Origin of the sequence: Shewanella sp. WXL01, assembly GCF_012263345.1 — a bacterium.
GTDB lineage: Bacteria > Pseudomonadota > Gammaproteobacteria > Enterobacterales > Shewanellaceae > Shewanella > Shewanella maritima.
Window position 1 is genome coordinate 124,809 of sequence record NZ_JAAIKQ010000004.1, and the last position, 16,644, is coordinate 141,452.

The 16,644-nt window shown below is 44.5% G+C and carries 18 protein-coding genes; 12 read left to right on the top strand and 6 right to left on the bottom strand.

What is annotated here, in order from left to right:
• Positions 1-68 precede the first annotated feature (68 nt).
• A complete protein-coding gene (gene rsd / locus G3R49_RS12010; protein WP_130600843.1) occupies positions 69-545 on the bottom strand; it encodes a sigma D regulator in 477 nt (158 codons plus the stop codon).
• Between the two features lie 466 nt (positions 546-1,011).
• Here rsd and hemE point away from each other — a divergent pair, with 466 nt between their 5' ends.
• Positions 1,012-2,076, top strand: a complete 1,065-nt coding sequence (gene hemE / locus G3R49_RS12015; RefSeq protein WP_130600845.1) for a uroporphyrinogen decarboxylase — start codon at positions 1,012-1,014, stop codon at positions 2,074-2,076.
• Between the two features lie 237 nt (positions 2,077-2,313).
• On the top strand, positions 2,314-2,526 hold the full coding sequence (locus G3R49_RS12020; RefSeq protein WP_130600847.1) for a hypothetical protein: 213 nt from the start codon (positions 2,314-2,316) through the stop codon (positions 2,524-2,526).
• A gap of 203 nt (positions 2,527-2,729) precedes the next feature.
• Here G3R49_RS12020 and G3R49_RS12025 read toward each other — a convergent pair whose 3' ends face one another.
• From G3R49_RS12025 to G3R49_RS12040, 4 genes are all read right to left on the bottom strand, one after another.
• Complete coding sequence (locus tag G3R49_RS12025) at positions 2,730-4,283, bottom strand: sensor histidine kinase KdpD (protein WP_167869815.1); 1,554 nt, start codon at positions 4,281-4,283, stop codon at positions 2,730-2,732.
• A 77-nt stretch (positions 4,284-4,360) separates the two neighbouring features.
• Positions 4,361-5,089, bottom strand: a complete 729-nt coding sequence (locus G3R49_RS12030) for a response regulator transcription factor (RefSeq protein WP_130600851.1) — start codon at positions 5,087-5,089, stop codon at positions 4,361-4,363.
• Positions 5,090-5,263: 174 nt separating this feature from the next.
• Positions 5,264-5,992 carry a spondin domain-containing protein gene (locus tag G3R49_RS12035; protein WP_130600853.1) on the bottom strand — a complete coding sequence of 243 codons (729 nt, stop codon included), beginning with the start codon at positions 5,990-5,992 and terminating at the stop codon, positions 5,264-5,266.
• Positions 5,993-6,001: 9 nt separating this feature from the next.
• Complete coding sequence (locus G3R49_RS12040) at positions 6,002-6,703, bottom strand: spondin domain-containing protein (protein WP_130600855.1); 702 nt, start codon at positions 6,701-6,703, stop codon at positions 6,002-6,004.
• 657 nt (positions 6,704-7,360) lie between these two features.
• On the opposite strand from G3R49_RS12040, the gene mpl reads away from it, so the two are divergent.
• From mpl to G3R49_RS12085, 9 genes are all read left to right on the top strand, one after another.
• Positions 7,361-8,761, top strand: a complete 1,401-nt coding sequence (gene mpl / locus G3R49_RS12045; RefSeq protein ID WP_130600857.1) for a UDP-N-acetylmuramate:L-alanyl-gamma-D-glutamyl-meso-diaminopimelate ligase — start codon at positions 7,361-7,363, stop codon at positions 8,759-8,761.
• Between the two features lie 199 nt (positions 8,762-8,960).
• Entirely contained in the window at positions 8,961-9,626 is a 666-nt protein-coding gene (locus tag G3R49_RS12050; protein WP_130600859.1) for a flavin prenyltransferase UbiX, read from the top strand.
• Between the two features lie 7 nt (positions 9,627-9,633).
• Positions 9,634-10,164: a hypoxanthine phosphoribosyltransferase gene (gene hpt, locus G3R49_RS12055; protein ID WP_130600861.1), complete on the top strand. Its 531-nt coding sequence runs from the start codon at positions 9,634-9,636 to the stop codon at positions 10,162-10,164.
• A gap of 70 nt (positions 10,165-10,234) precedes the next feature.
• On the top strand, positions 10,235-11,170 hold the full coding sequence (locus G3R49_RS12060) for an ABC transporter ATP-binding protein (protein ID WP_130600863.1): 936 nt from the start codon (positions 10,235-10,237) through the stop codon (positions 11,168-11,170).
• Positions 11,170-11,940 carry an ABC transporter permease gene (locus G3R49_RS12065; protein WP_130600865.1) on the top strand — a complete coding sequence of 257 codons (771 nt, stop codon included), beginning with the start codon at positions 11,170-11,172 and terminating at the stop codon, positions 11,938-11,940. The genes G3R49_RS12060 and G3R49_RS12065 overlap by 1 nt, the downstream gene beginning before the upstream one ends.
• Before the next feature lie 188 nt (positions 11,941-12,128).
• Positions 12,129-12,563, top strand: coding sequence for an excinuclease ABC subunit A (locus G3R49_RS12070; protein WP_130600867.1), 435 nt, complete (start codon positions 12,129-12,131; stop codon positions 12,561-12,563).
• Between the two features lie 262 nt (positions 12,564-12,825).
• Positions 12,826-13,329, top strand: a complete 504-nt coding sequence (locus G3R49_RS12075; RefSeq protein ID WP_130600869.1) for an SRPBCC family protein — start codon at positions 12,826-12,828, stop codon at positions 13,327-13,329.
• Positions 13,330-13,358: 29 nt separating this feature from the next.
• A complete protein-coding gene (locus G3R49_RS12080; RefSeq protein ID WP_130600871.1) occupies positions 13,359-14,228 on the top strand; it encodes a GyrI-like domain-containing protein in 870 nt (289 codons plus the stop codon).
• A 100-nt stretch (positions 14,229-14,328) separates the two neighbouring features.
• Entirely contained in the window at positions 14,329-14,724 is a 396-nt protein-coding gene (locus tag G3R49_RS12085; RefSeq protein WP_167869816.1) for a MerC domain-containing protein, read from the top strand.
• A gap of 94 nt (positions 14,725-14,818) precedes the next feature.
• On the opposite strand, the gene G3R49_RS12090 is transcribed toward G3R49_RS12085, so the two are convergent.
• Positions 14,819-15,217, bottom strand: a complete 399-nt coding sequence (locus G3R49_RS12090; protein WP_167869817.1) for a hypothetical protein — start codon at positions 15,215-15,217, stop codon at positions 14,819-14,821.
• Between the two features lie 469 nt (positions 15,218-15,686).
• Between G3R49_RS12090 and G3R49_RS12095 the strand changes: the two genes are divergently transcribed.
• On the top strand, positions 15,687-16,583 hold the full coding sequence (locus G3R49_RS12095) for a pirin family protein (RefSeq protein WP_167869934.1): 897 nt from the start codon (positions 15,687-15,689) through the stop codon (positions 16,581-16,583).
• The last annotated feature ends 61 nt before the right edge of the window (positions 16,584-16,644 follow it).

Genomic DNA, 16,644 nt, shown 5'->3' on the forward strand with positions numbered 1-16,644 from the left:
CAGTAAAAAGCAAAAAAGCACACCTATGTGTGCTTTTTGCGATGAGGGGGGATGTCAACTAATCGTATTTACGCAGTCATTGAATGGCGTGAATGCAAAATCTCCAGCAGTTGATCTTCAAGCTCAAAGCGAGATTCCATACTTTGTGCTAGTGAAGATAGGTCTCCATCAAGTTGATAGAGGGTTTTCTCGTCTGCAATTTCGGAGTATTTGTCGTTAAAGTCTAATGCTGTGTCAGTGCTTTTGCTGATCTGGGGCAGTAGTAGTTGCGCTGTGTTATGGCTTTCTGCGCCATGTTTCTCACAAGCAGACACTACATTGTTGTATACCTCAAAGTGGCCTTCAGAGACATAATCAACCAGTTGCGCACAGAACTGTTTAACTTCATCTACAGTTGGCAAGGTTTTGTCATCGCGGGAGTAGGGTGCTAAGCCTGCAAGCATAAAGTACTGAATTAACAGCTTACGCCTGTGGTTAAGCCACTGGTCAATCAGTTTGTTTGAACCGCCCCATCTTTGCTCAGCTTTCTCTAGTTTAGTCAGCATGACACACCCCGCTCGGCAACTTTCTCATAACATCTAATGTATTGAAAAATGCCTGTAGTGATCAACTGTTTTATCGCAAAAATCACTCAAATACAGTTTAAGCAAATGTGTCTAATGATGCAGTATAAAGTCGTATGTTGGAATTAAGGCAATAAAAAACCCAGTGATAGTCGCCTATCACTGGGCAAGTAAAGATACGTTGGGCTCGATTTATCGGGCTTCTTGATTGTTCTTGCTAGCGCACAGTTTTTATATCAAAGGCTTTGTTGTGGTGCAACAGTTTAAAGATTAATTTTGTCGTTTTACGCAAAAGTAGGGGGTTTTGTGAGCTTGTTAAGCCTATGTGTGCTATTTGCGCGGGAGATTTAGGGATTGCTCACATAAATTTAGCTTGAGTGGTTACATTAATCACGTAAGTGCTAAACTACGCGCCAGCGGATATCACAATAAGTAGGAAGAAAGCCAAATGGCAGAACTAAAGAATGATCGTTATTTACGCGCTTTATTAAAACAACCTGTTGATAGAACTCCTATCTGGATGATGCGTCAAGCTGGTCGCTATCTACCAGAATACAAAGCAACTCGTGCTGAAGCGGGTGATTTTATGTCGCTTTGTAAGAACCACGACTTAGCGTGTGAAGTGACGCTGCAACCACTACGTCGCTATGACTTAGACGCCGCTATCTTATTCTCAGATATCCTAACTATCCCTGATGCGATGGGCTTAGGCTTATACTTCGAAACTGGCGAAGGCCCGCGTTTTGAGCGTCCAACCGACACTATCGACGCCATCAAAAAGTTAGCTGTACCTGATCCAGAGGACGAGCTTGGCTATGTAATGAAAGCCGTAAGCACGATTCGTCGTGAACTTAAAGGTGATGTGCCACTAATTGGTTTCTCTGGTTCACCATGGACACTAGCAACTTATATGGTTGAAGGTGGTTCAAGCAAAGCGTTTGAAAAAATTAAGAAAATGGCTTACGAAGAGCCAGCAACGCTGCACCTATTACTAGATAAACTAGCTGACTCAGTGACTTCATACCTAAATGCTCAAGTCGCTAACGGTGCGCAATCGCTAATGATCTTTGACTCTTGGGGCGGCGCATTATCTCACCACGCTTACCGTGAGTTCTCACTGCGCTACATGCAAAAAATCGTTGATGGTTTAACTCGCCACGCTGACGGTCGTCAAGTACCTGTGACGCTGTTCACTAAAGGTGGCGGTTTATGGCTTGAAGCAATGGCTGAAACAGGCTGTGACGCACTAGGTTTAGACTGGACTGTTGATATTGGTGACGCTCGCCGCCGTGTAGGTGAGAAAGTTGCACTGCAAGGTAACATGGATCCATCTGTACTTTATGGTACACCTGAGCGTATTCACCAAGAAGTTGACCAAATTTTATCTTCATACGGTGAAGGTACTGGTCACGTATTTAACCTTGGTCATGGTATTCACCAGCATGTTAATCCTGAGCACGCTGGCGCATTCATTAACTCTGTACATGAGTTATCGCCTAAGTATCATAAGTAGTAACAACCTGTACTAAAGATAATCATTGCTGAAAAGCAGTGATTTGAAAGCGAGCCAATAGGCTCGCTTTTTTGTGCTCATTTTTCATCTTTTTTACGTATTAAGACGTTAATGCTTGCTGAGTATTGGCAGGCTATGAGTTGCAACCTATTAAGGTTGTTAATAGTATCTAACTATAAATTGAACTTCATTTTATAGATATTATAGTTGACCCAAAAATTGAGAGAGGACAAAGCGATGAAAATACCACTTATTATTAGTCTGGTTTGTATAGCGGTTTTCTTAGGTTTAATCATGGGAGGTGCCCATACCGTCTATGTCGCTTATGGTGACACCATCACCGGTCAATACGCAGTGGCTGGCCTGATATGCATCATGTGGGGCGCACTGATCGCAGCATTTGTTAGTCCATTTGTGCCGAAATTACTACGTAGCTATAAAGAAGGTTAAATCAGGTCCAGACTGATCTCACCATGGCTGAGCTTATCAAGGGTGAGTTCATCTAGAGCGCTTCAAATTAACGACGCATCAATGAAAGGGGAGTTTAAGGCCCCCCTTTTTAGTGGCTAGCATTTAGTGGTTAACTAACCAGAACTAGATTATTAGCTGCTCAATTTAATCAGTAAGATTTAGCACGCAGCTTTTTGGCTATTTTAAGGCAAGCTAAGGGCTGATTTAGGGCTGCTAAGTTCAATTAAAAACTGGCTACCTTGTCCTGGTGAGCTGTGAATATCAATCTTACATTTTAGCAGCTGCAATAATTGCCTGACGATGGCGAGTCCGACACCCAGTTGTGGCAGGGTTTGGTTTTGCTCAAAGCTCAAGCTTGCTTGTTTACGCTGCTGAGAAAGCGACAATTGCCTTAATGCTTCAACCTCATGTTGATGCATACCTGAGCCAGTATCTTCCACTGTGAGCCATTGCTGCTCGCCAACGTGCTTGGTGTATAAACGGATCTCGCCGCCTTTAGGTGTGTAGCGTAGAGCGTTGTCAATAAGGTTACTTATCACCCGGCGCATTAATTGCGGGTCAGTTTCGACAATTTGCTGCGGCTCAATATCAAATAACAAGCTAATCTGCAGTTTGTTGGCTCTTGGGGTAAATGTGCTGTGCAGCTCATTGGTTAATTCAATCAAATATACGGGCTTTATTTGGGCGTTAATCTGGCCGTTTTCAAGTGCTGCTAGCTCAAGTAGCTGGGCTAGCAATTGCTGAAGTGTCTGCCCCGAATTAGCCGCATATTGAATCAATGCTGTATCTCGCTCGCCTTCTGGCAAAATCAGCCAGGTATCTATGTAACCAAGTAGTGCGGTTAGCGGCGTTTTTAAATCGTGAGACAGGTGCAACAGAAAGTCATGCTTTGCTTGTTGCTGGCGCTTAACTTGTTGTTGTTTTTGTTGAATTTGCGCGAGCAAGTCATTGATATGGCCTGTTAACTCAGTAATTTCACTGCTACCTAAATGGCGTTTGGGCAGGGCTAGCTTAGCTTCCGAGTTTTGATGTTCCCGGCTGTTATTTTCTAGGCTTTGGTGTGCTAAAGCTGGGCTTTGTGAGTCTTGAATGCGCAGGTGATTAAGATCTTTTACTAGACGGTCGATTGGGCGAGTGAAGTATCGTAGCAACATAACAAATAGCACTAATGCAAAGATAACCCAAAAACCGATAGTTGCACCCCAAAGCTTGGGCTGATTTTCAGCGCTGATCATGGCTTGCCAGCTGTCGTAATCTTCACCACCAATAATGACGTATAAATAACCGCTATGCAGTCCGTCTTGATTGATGAGTTTGCTTACTGAAAATATTTTCTTGGTGTCGAGTGAACGCGGATCTGTGCCTAAAATCGGCAATTCGCTGCCTGCGAGAAAGGATTGAATAATCCCCACATCCACGCGTTTACGTTTAATTTTTTCTTCTTTGGCGTCGTAAGCAATCACTTTTCCATCTGGGTCGAGGGTATATATCTCAAAGCTAGGTCCTAGTAGCATAAAATCATGGAATGCCTCTTTTAATGCGGCGTCAGAGGTGATCCCTTGGGACAATAAAGGGTTGATGTGCGCCATATGATCGGCAAGCTCACGATGCAGGTTTTGCTGCACCTGATCGCGGCTAAATTCATGGTTAAGTTGCAACCACTGCCATAGCGCCATAAACAGTGCGAGTACGATAACGGTGGCAGTGATAAATAAGCGGCTAAAGAGTCGGTTCATATTCGCGCTCGCATACATTTAAGCTAGAACTGAGCTTTAGGCTAGCTTTCAGTGGTTTTAATGGGAGGTCGTTTTCACTAGTGAGCCATCGCTTCCGGTGGTGAGAATTTATAGCCCACGCCCCAAACGGTTTTAACGAACTCTGCCTCACCGCTGCATTGCGATAGTTTGCTACGCAGGCGGTTAATATGGCTGTTAACTGTGTGCTCATAGCCTTCATAGCTGTAACCCCATACCGCCTCAAGTAGTTGATTGCGGCTAAATACTTGTTGCGGGTGTTTGGCCAAAAACAGCAATAAGTCAAACTCTCTGGCAGTGAGTTCGAGCTCACTGTCAAAGGCAGTCACTTGTCTGGTGGTCGCATTAATACTGAGCCCGTTAAACGCCACTTCTGCTTGTTGCTCTGTTTGCACTACGCCGCGTCTGAGCAGCGCTTTAACTCTGGCGCGCAATTCAAGCACGCTAAATGGCTTAATTAGGTAGTCATCCGCGCCAGCTTCTAACCCTAGGACTACGTCCGCTTCTGAGTCTTTCGCGGTGAGCAGCATAATCGGCATCGCCTTACTCTGTTCGCGCAGCTGCTGACATAGCATAATCCCGTCACCATCAGGCAGCATGCGGTCGAGTAGGATAAGATCTATACGCTTACTCTCAAGTATCTGTATTGCCTGCTTTAGTGTGCTGGCGTGACATACCTCATAGTTCATTGACTTGAGGTTAAGCTGCACCAGCTGGGCTAAATCTTGCTCATCTTCGACCAATAAAATGCGCTGTGTGGTGTGTCCGTGTTGTGCGGTTGCGTTCATCCCGATCTCTCCGGCCTGTGTTTATCAGCATAAGCTCATAGACAAGCAGACCTGTATCGAGCGCAATAAATTTCAGCGTGATGAAAAATAAACCGATTGGTTTTGGGAAGCGGTAAACCAAGCGGTAGATTTCATCACGCCGAAAATGCACTAGTTAAGGCGTAAAAAGTCAGCTTATTGAGTTCGGGTGATGGTGACTTTAATCGCTGGGTTATCAAAACGATGTGATGGCGTCAGCACTGAGTCTGCTAAACCGTCATACATAGAGATAACGCCTGGGTGAATATGGATAAAATCGACATCATCCCGCGCTGCGTTATAGCCCTCACCGCCATCAGCTGGTCCTGGCAACGTGCCTTTGGCTTCACTGTTGGCTTCGGTGCCTGCGTCATACACCCTAAGGGTCATGCTACTTGGCATATTCACTTCTAGCTGACTTAAGTCGTAATTATTTACCCCAGCAAACGCATCGTTAGTGTTAACTAGCATGGTGGCTAAACTCACGCTCGCGACATCATCTTGCTCAATGCTAAAGCTTAATGTTTCTGACATGCCCGGCATAATTACCCCGGCGCCAGTTGTGTTACTGGTGAGCTCGCTAATTGCTGCTAGGTCACTGGTGTCACCGCCTTCAGCTAGCTTTTCAAGTGCTACTGAAGATGCTTGTCCTGCCATCCACAGTTGCATGTCAGCACTGTGCGTTGCTACAAAAACTGGCGATAGTGGCTGATTAGCCGTTAAGTTACTTACCGCGATTTCATAAGAGAGCATCACGGGTGGCGTTGGCTCTGGGTCATTATTTACCACAACATCATCATCGTCGTGACCACAACCTGCTAGTAGTAGGCTAGATAGCAAGGCTAGCGCCAGAGTGGGTTTGATTGACTCATGTGAAAATTTCATATGGCCTCCTTATTTTACGGTAACTACCACTTTGGCTACTGGGTTTAACCAGCGATGAATACGGCTATCAAGGTCACTGGCACCGCCAGCTGGATCTGTATCACCCAACACGCCCGGATGAATGTGCACATAAGTATTGCCTGCACCATCCATTACACCTGTACCATTCGCGCCGCCGTCACCGCCTGGTGCAGCAGGAATTCCTGGTACGCCTGACATGCCGCCGCCATTGATGATTTCATCATTGGCTTCAGTACCTGCATCATAAGCATTCAAATAAAACGTGTAGCTGCCTGCTTCAGTAGGGATTTTCCAGCTATCGAGACCAACAAATGCATCGTTTGTTGGCAGCAGCATGGCGACAATAGACAAGTACATGTTGTCGCCAGTATCTAGCATGACGTCATTTACGCTCATGCCTGGGGCAAGTAAACCACCAGCAGGGTTTGCACTGGTGACCCCGCTTGCACCCATAACTGCGGCATCTAAGTCACTAACATCACCACCTTCAGCCATTTTTTGTAGAGCGGCTGTAGCTGTGTCGCCCACATGGAATAGATGGCTATCACTGTTGTGCGCTGCAATAAGTAGAGGGGTGAAATGATTACCATGGGTGAGGTTGGTAACACTGACTTCGATTTCTGCAGCTGAGCTCGCCATGCTGACTAAACCTGCTGCTAACAAGCTGGCGTTGATTAGTGTGCGTTTCATAACCTTTCTCCTTGTGTTTAATTGCAATCAAGTATGAGAAAGGGGTATCACTGGTCTATCGCTAAATTATCACAAAAGTTTAACAACTGGATTTAACGATGAAAATCAGTAGGATAGAACCACTTATTTATGGCGAGAAACCTGCAATAGTCGTCGTTTGAGTGTATGTCGTTCTTATTTGTGACAACTGTTTGTGGTTCGAAAATAGCTAGGCTCTAGGCAAGATTGATTATACTTGTCATACAAGGCTGTCACGTGTGGTAAAGGAGTACCCGATGAAAGAATATCATTCCCAGATTGTGAAATTGGATAGCGATATCGCCCAATTGCAATATCAATATAGACGTTTAAAGTTGTTGAGACTTTTCATACTGTCACCGATGATTTTGGCTTTGATTGCTGCGATTATTTACAAGTGGCCGCAAATATCTGAGGTGATAGCAAGCTGGTTAACAAGTTACAGTTACTAACTGTTCCATTTTTCCGGTAGGTGAACCTTGGTGTTCACCTTTTTTGTGCCTCTATTTAACCAAGATAGCGCCACGATATAGTTATAAGATTGAACTACCTATGCAAAAGTTAACCTGAGTTAACTGACAGCATAAGCTGAGTTAGATTAGAATAGAGCCCATTAATCGTTAGCGAAAGAGCTATTGCATGCATGTACATATTTTAGGGATTTGCGGCACATTTATGGGAGGGCTTGCCCTGCTTGCCCGAGCTATGGGACATAAAGTCACTGGCAGTGATGCCAATGTGTATCCGCCGATGAGCACCCAGCTTGAAGAGCAAGGTATTGAGCTTATTCAAGGGTTTGACCCGCAGCAGCTTGGCAAAGAAGGTGAAAACCAGCCTGATATTGTGGTTATTGGTAATGCCATGAGTCGCGGTAATCCGTGTGTTGAAGCTGTGCTTAATCGCGGGATTAAATATACCTCTGGACCGCAGTTTTTATCTGAGCATATTTTGCCTAATCGTTGGGTATTGGCGGTATCGGGCACCCATGGTAAAACCTCAACTTCAAGCATGCTGGCATGGATTTTAGAATACTGTGGTTACGAGCCGGGCTTTTTGATTGGCGGGGTGCCACAAAACTTTGGCGTGTCAGCGCGCCTAGGTAACTCACCCTTTTTTGTGGTTGAAGCAGACGAATATGACAGCGCTTTTTTTGATAAGCGTTCTAAGTTTGTGCATTACCAACCGCGCACACTTGTGATCAACAATCTAGAATTTGATCATGCTGATATCTTCCCCGATCTTGCCGCTATTCAACGTCAATTTAATCATGTTATTCGCACCGTGCCAGGGCAAGGCAAAGTGATTTGGCCTAAAGATGTTGATGCAGTAAAACTGGTGATGGAAATGGGCTGCTGGAGTGAGCAAGAAACCTATACCCGCCAAGCTCCCGCTCGAGTTGAACAGCAAAAGCAAGAGCAAGGGTGGCAAACTAAGCTGATCGCAGATGATGGTCATGAGTTTGAGGTTTGGTTTGATGGTGAGCCTCAAGGCATACTTAACTGGCAACTGATTGGTCAGCATAACGTCGAAAATGCAGTGATGGCGATTGCTGCAGCACGTCATGTGGGCGTTGCACCAGCTCAAGCTATTGAGGCTTTAACTGAGTTTTCGCCGCCAAAGCGCCGCTTAGAATTGCTTGACACTGTCAATGGTATCGCAATTTATGATGATTTTGCCCATCACCCAACCGCTATTGAGACGACCTTACAAGGGCTGCGCGCCAAAGTAGGTAAAAGCAAGGTGATAGTGGTGCTAGAGCCAAGATCTAACACCATGAAACGCGGTATTCACAAAGACACCTTAGCTTATTCTTTTCGCCTTGCTGATAAGGCTTGGTTGTATCAAGCTGGCAATGTTGATTGGGATATCGCAGCACACATGTCGCATGCTGAAATCCCAGTTATCGTACAAACAGATATTGATGCCATTGTTGAGCAAGTAGCTAGCCAGGTGAGTCCAGGTGATACCATTGTGGTGATGAGTAACGGCGGTTTTAATGGCATTCATCAAAAACTGATAAGCGCGATTGCTGGCAAATAGCAATTAACTTTAGCCATTAACAGTAGCTCATTAAGCTAGTTTGTTATCTACTACGTACTAGTAGCTAGTAGCTAGTAGCTAGTAGCTAGTAGCTTATAGTTCAAGTTGGCTGTAACTGCGCTTGAGTTAAGCTGGTATAAATATAGTAAGTAGCGACAGCAGGCTCAAGTTGAGCTTGTCTCGTTAAGCAGGAAATTTCATGGGATATAGAAAAGCCGATAAAGCCATTAGTCTTGCCTGGACAGGGGCTTCAGGCGCACCTTATGGTCTAAAGCTACTTAGCTGTTTGCTTGCAGCTGATTATCAGGTGTTTTTAATGATTTCGAGCGCTGCGCGCGTGGTGCTCGCGACTGAGCATGGGCTGCAACTCAGTGCCAATAGTGATAAAGCACAAGCGCAATTAATGGCGCATTTAAGTGAAGATATGCCATCGCAGCAAGGCTTGGGCGAATTGGTGGTGCTAGGCAAAGATGAATGGTTTTCGCCGCCAGCATCAGGCAGCGCAGCACCTAAGCAAATGGTGGTGTGTCCATGCTCAACTGGCACCTTAGCCGCCATTGCCACTGGTATGAGCAATAATTTGTTAGAACGAGCTGCCGATGTCGTGATAAAGGAGCGTGGCCAATTAATACTGGTTCCGCGGGAAACTCCTTTTAGTGCCATACACTTAGAGCATATGTTGAGTCTAACTCGTAACGGCGCGACCATTATGCCTGCAGCACCTGGGTTTTATCATAATCCCAAATCGGTTGAAGATCTGGTAGACTTCATGGTTTCGCGAATTCTCGACCATCTGGGGATCGCACACTCACTGACGAGTCGCTGGGGTTACGGACAGTCTCAGGCTCATGATATTGAAAACTGAGAAACATATGAAGCACACCATTGAAGAGATGATTTCTACCCAAGAAATCGACACCATGTTAGACGATTTAGCGCAGCGTATTAATGAACGCTACGGCGACAGTGAGCGTCTATTAATGGTTGGCCTGCTTAAAGGCTCTGTCGTATTCATGGCTGATCTATGCCGCCGCATTAAAGGCCACGTTGAAATCGACTTTATGTCTGTGTCTAGCTATGGCAATTCGATGACCAGTTCACGTGATGTTAAAGTGCTAAAAGACATTCAATCAGATATTGCCGGTCGTGATGTACTGATTGTTGAAGACCTGATTGACTCAGGCAATACGCTTAATAAGGTGCGCGAAATGTTATTGCTTCGTGACCCGAAGAGCTTAACTTTGTGTACCCTGTTAGATAAACCAGAGCGCCGTGAAGTTGATGTACCTGTCGACTTTATTGGTATGAGCATTCCTGATGAGTTTATCGTTGGCTATGGTATCGATTATGCCGAGCAGTATCGTAACCTGCCTTACATTGCCAAAGTTATTCCATTAGAGTGATAAAAAAGCGTAATTGTTAAAGCTCCCGCTCATGCGGGAGTTTTTGTTTGTTGTAGTAGAGGGAATTTTCATGGGCGAGCGCGCCAATGCATTAGTAATAGAAGGTCTAAAAAAGACCTATAAAGGTGGAGTTGAAGCGGTTAAAACCCTCAACCTCACGGTGGAACAAGGCGATTTTTTTGCATTGCTTGGGCCAAATGGTGCGGGTAAATCGACGACCATCGGCGTGATCAGCTCGCTGGTGCAAAAAAGCGCTGGCAGTGTGCAAGTGTTTGGCTATGACATTGATAAACAATTAGAGCAAGCTAAGCTGCAGATTGGTCTCGTGCCGCAAGAATTTAACTTTAACCAGTTTGAGAAAGTGCTGCAGATTGTAGTGAATCAGGCTGGCTATTATGGTGTTAAACGTGATGTTGCATTGGAGCGAGCGAAAAAGTACTTAACCCAGTTAGATCTCTGGGATAAGCGCGACTCACAAGCGCGTCAGCTTTCGGGCGGAATGAAGCGTCGTTTGATGATTGCTCGCGCGCTAATGCATGAGCCGAAACTGTTGATTTTAGATGAACCTACTGCTGGCGTTGATATTGAGCTGCGCCGCTCAATGTGGGATTTCTTAAAACAAATCAACGCCGAAGGTGTGACGATTATTTTGACTACTCACTACCTTGAAGAAGCGGAGATGCTGTGTCGCAACATAGGAATTATCGACCAGGGTATGCTGGTGGAATGCACGACTATGAAAGCACTTCTTAGCAAGCTCAACATGGAAACCTTTATTCTTGACCTGCGAAAAGATATTAGCAGTGCGCCGGACTTAGGCGACATTCGTTGCCGACTGGTGGATGCTCACACGCTAGAAGTGGATGTGGCTAAAGATAACAACATTAATGATGTGTTTAGTTTATTGTCTGCTGCCAATATCGAAGTATTGTCGATGCGTAATAAAGCTAACCGTCTGGAAGAGCTATTTGTTGAGCTAGTTGAAAAAGCCAAGGAGGCAAAATAATGAATCAGCTGTATTTGATTGCCTTTAAGAGCATTTTAACTAAAGAAATTAACCGTTTTACCCGTATTTGGGTGCAAACTCTGGTGCCGCCAGCCATCACCATGACGCTGTATTTTCTGATTTTCGGTAACCTAGTTGGTAGCCGTATCGGGCAAATGGGCGGCGTGAGCTACATGGAGTTTATTGCGCCTGGTTTAATCATGATGTCGGTGATCACCAACTCGTTCTCCAATGTCGCATCATCATTTTATAGTGCTAAGTTTCAGCGCAACCTCGAAGAGATCATGGTGGCACCTGTGCCGCATTATGTGATGATTGCAGGCTACGTAGGCGGCGGTGTTGCCCGTGGCTTGCTGGTGGGTTGCATCGTTACCCTGGTTGCCATGTTCTTTGTTGATATCACCTTGCATCATGCCGGATTGGTGCTGCTTACAGCGTTTCTAACCTCAGTGCTGTTCGCTTTAGGCGGTTTGATCAACGCGGTATTTGCCAAAAGCTATGATGACATCAGTATTATTCCAACCTTTGTCTTGACGCCATTGACCTACTTGGGCGGGGTATTTTATTCGTTGTCATTACTACCTGATTTTTGGCAAGGTGTGTCTGCGCTAAACCCTGTAGTGTATGTGATTAACGTGTTCCGTTACGGCTTCTTAGGTTTTGCTGACATGAGCGTGCCTTTGTCCATTGCCATTATGCTTGGCTTTTGTGGTGCGCTATGGTTTATTGCTTACTATTTGATTTCACGCGGCATTGGCCTGCGTAGTTAATAGTAAATAGAAATAGTTCACGACTATTGCAAACAAAATCAAAAAAGAGCGCCTTGGCGCTCTTTTTTGATTTTGGTCACTTATATTATTAACACGCTTTTGTTATCTTGATTCATCTGCTGCTTAAATGATTGTTTTTATTATAAGTTAGTGGACTAAATATCAGTTTTATTTTTCAGGGAAAAGAAATGAAAAAGTTACTAATGTTGCTGTTGCTTGGCTCTATTTCAACTACGGCAACTGCACGTGAAGATATCCAAGATTTTTCAATCAATGAGGCTATGGCTATTAATAAGATTTCGTCAGCAATTGGTGAAGGCGTTGAATTTTATTTTGCCGGTCAACAACATGGCGCCATCGTTAAATCTCTCGGCGAGTTTAAAACCAGTAAAAAGACTAATGCGTTCGGTAAAAGTGATTTAAAGGCATGCCAGTGGGCATTTGCCTCTGCAATGAAGTCGCTGAAGCAGCGCGCTCAAAAAGAAGGTGGTAATGCGGTTGTTAATATCCGCTCAAACTATGATAACCATCAAACCAGCAGCGCTGAGACTTTTAAATGTGGTGCAGGAAATGTTATTGCTGGCGTCGCGCTTATTGGCGATGTGGTGACGTTAGAGAAGTAATTTTCACGGCAGATTTAGCAAATAGAGCGCCTTTGGCGCTCTTTTTTGTGGGCGATTGTCAGCTTGTGTTATTTGAGCTTAATAATGGCTAGTCGTTGACTGGTTTATTAAGAACGGGTAGACAATAGCAAGAAATATCAAAAATGCTGATTGCCGATGTTTTAACTTTGTGGTGAACAAAACAACTAGGCTACCCAAGAAATGATGTCGGTTAGACATGACTTATAGGTAGCCGCAATTAAAACATTTGCAGGAGAGCATCATGAAAATTACTTCTAAAGTCACCATCAATAAATCAGCAACTGAGATGTGGAAACTGATTGCCCATGACTTTGATAAAGCCTATTTATGGATGGCGCCAATCCCATTTTCTAAAGCCATTGCACCGGGTGGCAGCAAGCTTGGTGCGCCTATGGTGGGGCGGATGTGTGATTTAACCGAAAAGCCTAATGGCCCCCAAGTTAAAGAGGTGATTACTCACTATAGTGAAAGTGCGAGAACGCTAAGTTTTGATGTGCTGCCGATTAATAACCCGGCAATTATTCCCATTAAGCAAAATCATGTTGCTATGTCTGTGCGTGAGATAAGCCCGACTCAATGCGAGGTGAGCTGGACAGCCTCGCCACAACTTAAGTGGTTTGCTTATCCTATGTACCCTTTGCTTAGGCTGATGTTTCCAAAAGTTTTTGCTAAGTTATTGCGTGGATTGAAAGACTATGCAGAGAACATTGAACATCAGCCGCGTCAAATGTCGGCAGTTGTTTAATGAAATGGATAACCTGGCTAGGAGGCATAATGCAGCGATTTTTTAATAGTATCGACTTTATTGAACAACACCTAGATGAAGCGATAAGTGTCCACCAAATTGCTGCCGCCTCGCATTATTCAACCTATCATTACAGCCGCATTTTTAAAGCGTTAGTGGGTGATACGCCTAAAGAGTATTTAAGAAAGCGCAGGCTAACTCTTGCAGCAAAACGATTGCTTACTGAGGATGTCGGTGTACTAGAGGTGGCAATAGATAGTCAGTTTGACTCGCAAGAGGCTTTTACAAGGGCATTTAAGGCGCAGTTTAATATGACGCCAGCTAAGTACCGCAAGCTTAATGAGCCTTATCGCTTGCTGTATCGGCGACCTTTTACTGAGCAAGATCTTGATTACCTGCAATCGCGTATTTCGATGGAGCCAGAGATAATTCAGCGCCCCGCAATGAAAATTGTTGGCATTGCAGCAGAGTATGACGATGGCGATTTAAGCTTGCCTAAGTTGTGGTCGGCCTTTCGTCCCTACCGTGACAGTGTTGCCAATCGAGTAGGAAGTGATTTTTTTGGCATATATGAGTCGTATCAAGAGGCTGATGATAAAACCCAGTTTGTATATATTTGCTCGGTGGAAGTCAGTAACTTTGATGATGTGCCTGAGCAGATGATCACTCGTGAACTTGAGGCGCAAACCTATGCGCAGTTCACCCACGTAGGACCTATCGCGGAGCTAGAAAGTACTCTGCGCTACATTTGGGGGAGTTGGTTGCCAAAGAGTGATTACGAATATGCCGACAAGCCAGATTTTGAGCTATTGCCAGCGAGCTTTAATAACGAAGACCCACAGAATAAGATCTATTTAAATATTCCTGTGATTAGAAAAACACTTAAGTTCGCTGACTAAATTTACTGTTGATAATGATACTTAGTAGCATTTAACAAGTTTTTAATGTTTAATATAGCGCTATTATTTTAGTAAGGTTTTAAGTGACGCAGGAAGTATCATGACAAATACAGCTCAACTGGCATTGGATAGACTGGCTATTGGTGTCTCAGCACTGTGCGCCGTGCATTGTGTCGCCACACCGATTTTACTGGTGCTGATCCCATCTTTGTCTGCATTGCCAATTGCTGACCATCATTTCCATGAAATGCTCGTTTGGGTGGTACTTCCAACTAGCGCAGTGGCGGTTACCCTAGGTTGTAAGCGCCATAAAGATACTAAAGTGTGGTTACTTGCATTAACGGGGTTAGCAGTCTTGGTGGTGTCGGCTTTCTTTGGTCATGATTTTCTAGGCGAAGTCGGCGAAAAAATCGCGACCTTAATTGGCGCATTGATTGTTGCGCTGGCGCATTGGCGTAATTTTAAATTGTGTCGTAAAAAGCAATGCTGCGACTAATTCATTTTTGTTTGTTATCGTCAAAGCCCCGCAAGTAAGAGGGGCTTTGTTTTAGTTGGTTTACGCTCAGTTAAGTTAGTGCATCGGATGAGCGTTATGCCTTTACTTGTTCAAGTTTATTTTCGATCCATCGATTGGCTTGATTTAAATCAGTAAACATCTGAATATTCTCGGCCTGCATAGATGGTGATTGATTTTTGAGAATAGTAGCCATGATCTTAGCGTTAAATACTACTGCTTTAGCGTGCATATTGTTGTCTTCCATCCACACATTGTATTCATCTAATACTGCGTAAGCTTCTGGCGTACCCCCTAATACTCCGCGGTTGTCGGCTACAATGCCAAAAGGTTTGCCATTTAGTCGTTTTACCTGTTCCATGACAGCTTGGGTATAGGCGGTAGCACCAGCTTCGTTATAAGAGCCTGTCATTTTTGTGCAGATTAAATTGCCTGTTACTTGAATGGTGAATTCGCCGTGAGCTGCTTCTGGCATAAGGTACCTCTACTGCTTGTTTGCTCTGTGCAACTGGGCACAATTTCTTTTAGTTTTAGCGTTATTTTGTTTGTACAGTGCTTTGGCTATAGAGCGAAGACTGCTGTGATGGTCTTTTGGGTTTTCGTTTTATTTTTAGTGCGATTGATATTTTTATCACAACTAAAGCATTGTTGAAAATGCCTCTAATTAGGCAGCAGCATCTTGTAGAAACTAAAGCTAGGTTTAGGTCATATGTTAAGCGCTATTGGCATTTCTTTACCCCAGATCCACGTTTGAAACTAATCCAGATTAGATGTATTTCCTTTTTACGGCAGTAATTATTTTAGTGGTACAGCTATTTTCATTCGAATTTTACGAATTAAAAGTGCGGTTTTATGCGCTTTTTATTCGTATTTGTGGTTGCTAATCTAATTTCATCGCAAATATTGAGCATGCTTACATTGACGCATGCGCAGGAGGAAGAGTGATGAAATTACTTGCTAAATTTTCAGCCCGAGCGGCGATGGATGGTGACGGCGTTAAAATTCGTCGTATTGCCGATTTTGGCAATACACGCTTTGACCCGTACTTAATGATTGATGAGCTTAAATCAGATGACGAGTCGGACTATATGGCTGGGTTTCCACCGCATCCTCACCGCGGCATCGAAACTTTTACCTACATTCGTAAAGGTGGTTTTGAGCATAAGGATCAACTTGGCAATGTTAAGCAAATCAAGGCGGGTGATGTGCAATGGATGAGCACTGGGCGTGGTGTCGTGCATTCTGAAATGCCCATTGCTGATAGTGACCATGGGCTACATGGTTTTCAAATTTGGTTGAATATGCCAGCCAAAGATAAGATGCGGGCGCCGCAGTACCGCGACTCAAGTGAGCAACAAGCGCAAGTTTTGACCTATAAAAATGGGGCAAGTTTAACGCCGCTGGCGGGAGATTGGCGCTTTGCAGACCAACCTGAATCAACAGTTTCAGCCATCATTAGCCAAAGTGGCTACGACGGGAAGTTAGCTGCACAGCTTGCAGGAAATGCGGCGATTGCCGATGTGAACTTAGCTGCGAATGCGAGCGCTAAATTGAACCTATCGCAGTATGGTGCTGTGAGTATTTATGTCTATAGCGGCGCAGTTATCGCAACTTATCAGGGCGAGGAAACTCGCTTTGCTGACGGTCAATTGTTGGTTGTCGATAGTGCAGAGTTAGTTGAGCTAGTTGCCGCCAACGATGGCGCAGGGGTATTGGTGCTTGCCGGTGATCCCATCAATGAGAAGATTGTGCACATGGGGCCGTTTGTGATGAATACTCAGCAACAAATTCAGCAAGCGATTGCCGATTATGAGTCGGGTAAGTTTGGAACTATTGATTAAGGATTAATTGGATTTACTAGATTAACTTAAGCTTTATGATGTTGAGGGCAGATAACGCTTA

Excerpts from the sequence above, each read along its gene's own strand:
- rsd (WP_130600843.1), bottom strand. The coding sequence starts at position 545 with ATGCTGACTAAACTAGAGAAAGCTGAGCAAAGATGGGGCGGTTCAAAC.
- hemE (WP_130600845.1), top strand. The coding sequence starts at position 1,012 with ATGGCAGAACTAAAGAATGATCGTTATTTACGCGCTTTATTAAAACAA.
- G3R49_RS12020 (WP_130600847.1), top strand. The coding sequence starts at position 2,314 with ATGAAAATACCACTTATTATTAGTCTGGTTTGTATAGCGGTTTTCTTA.
- G3R49_RS12025 (WP_167869815.1), bottom strand. The coding sequence starts at position 4,283 with ATGAACCGACTCTTTAGCCGCTTATTTATCACTGCCACCGTTATCGTA.
- G3R49_RS12030 (WP_130600851.1), bottom strand. The coding sequence starts at position 5,089 with ATGAACGCAACCGCACAACACGGACACACCACACAGCGCATTTTATTG.
- G3R49_RS12035 (WP_130600853.1), bottom strand. The coding sequence starts at position 5,992 with ATGAAATTTTCACATGAGTCAATCAAACCCACTCTGGCGCTAGCCTTG.
- G3R49_RS12040 (WP_130600855.1), bottom strand. The coding sequence starts at position 6,703 with ATGAAACGCACACTAATCAACGCCAGCTTGTTAGCAGCAGGTTTAGTC.
- mpl (WP_130600857.1), top strand. The coding sequence starts at position 7,361 with ATGCATGTACATATTTTAGGGATTTGCGGCACATTTATGGGAGGGCTT.
- G3R49_RS12050 (WP_130600859.1), top strand. The coding sequence starts at position 8,961 with ATGGGATATAGAAAAGCCGATAAAGCCATTAGTCTTGCCTGGACAGGG.
- hpt (WP_130600861.1), top strand. The coding sequence starts at position 9,634 with ATGAAGCACACCATTGAAGAGATGATTTCTACCCAAGAAATCGACACC.
- G3R49_RS12060 (WP_130600863.1), top strand. The coding sequence starts at position 10,235 with ATGGGCGAGCGCGCCAATGCATTAGTAATAGAAGGTCTAAAAAAGACC.
- G3R49_RS12065 (WP_130600865.1), top strand. The coding sequence starts at position 11,170 with ATGAATCAGCTGTATTTGATTGCCTTTAAGAGCATTTTAACTAAAGAA.
- G3R49_RS12070 (WP_130600867.1), top strand. The coding sequence starts at position 12,129 with ATGAAAAAGTTACTAATGTTGCTGTTGCTTGGCTCTATTTCAACTACG.
- G3R49_RS12075 (WP_130600869.1), top strand. The coding sequence starts at position 12,826 with ATGAAAATTACTTCTAAAGTCACCATCAATAAATCAGCAACTGAGATG.
- G3R49_RS12080 (WP_130600871.1), top strand. The coding sequence starts at position 13,359 with ATGCAGCGATTTTTTAATAGTATCGACTTTATTGAACAACACCTAGAT.
- G3R49_RS12085 (WP_167869816.1), top strand. The coding sequence starts at position 14,329 with ATGACAAATACAGCTCAACTGGCATTGGATAGACTGGCTATTGGTGTC.
- G3R49_RS12090 (WP_167869817.1), bottom strand. The coding sequence starts at position 15,217 with ATGCCAGAAGCAGCTCACGGCGAATTCACCATTCAAGTAACAGGCAAT.
- G3R49_RS12095 (WP_167869934.1), top strand. The coding sequence starts at position 15,687 with ATGAAATTACTTGCTAAATTTTCAGCCCGAGCGGCGATGGATGGTGAC.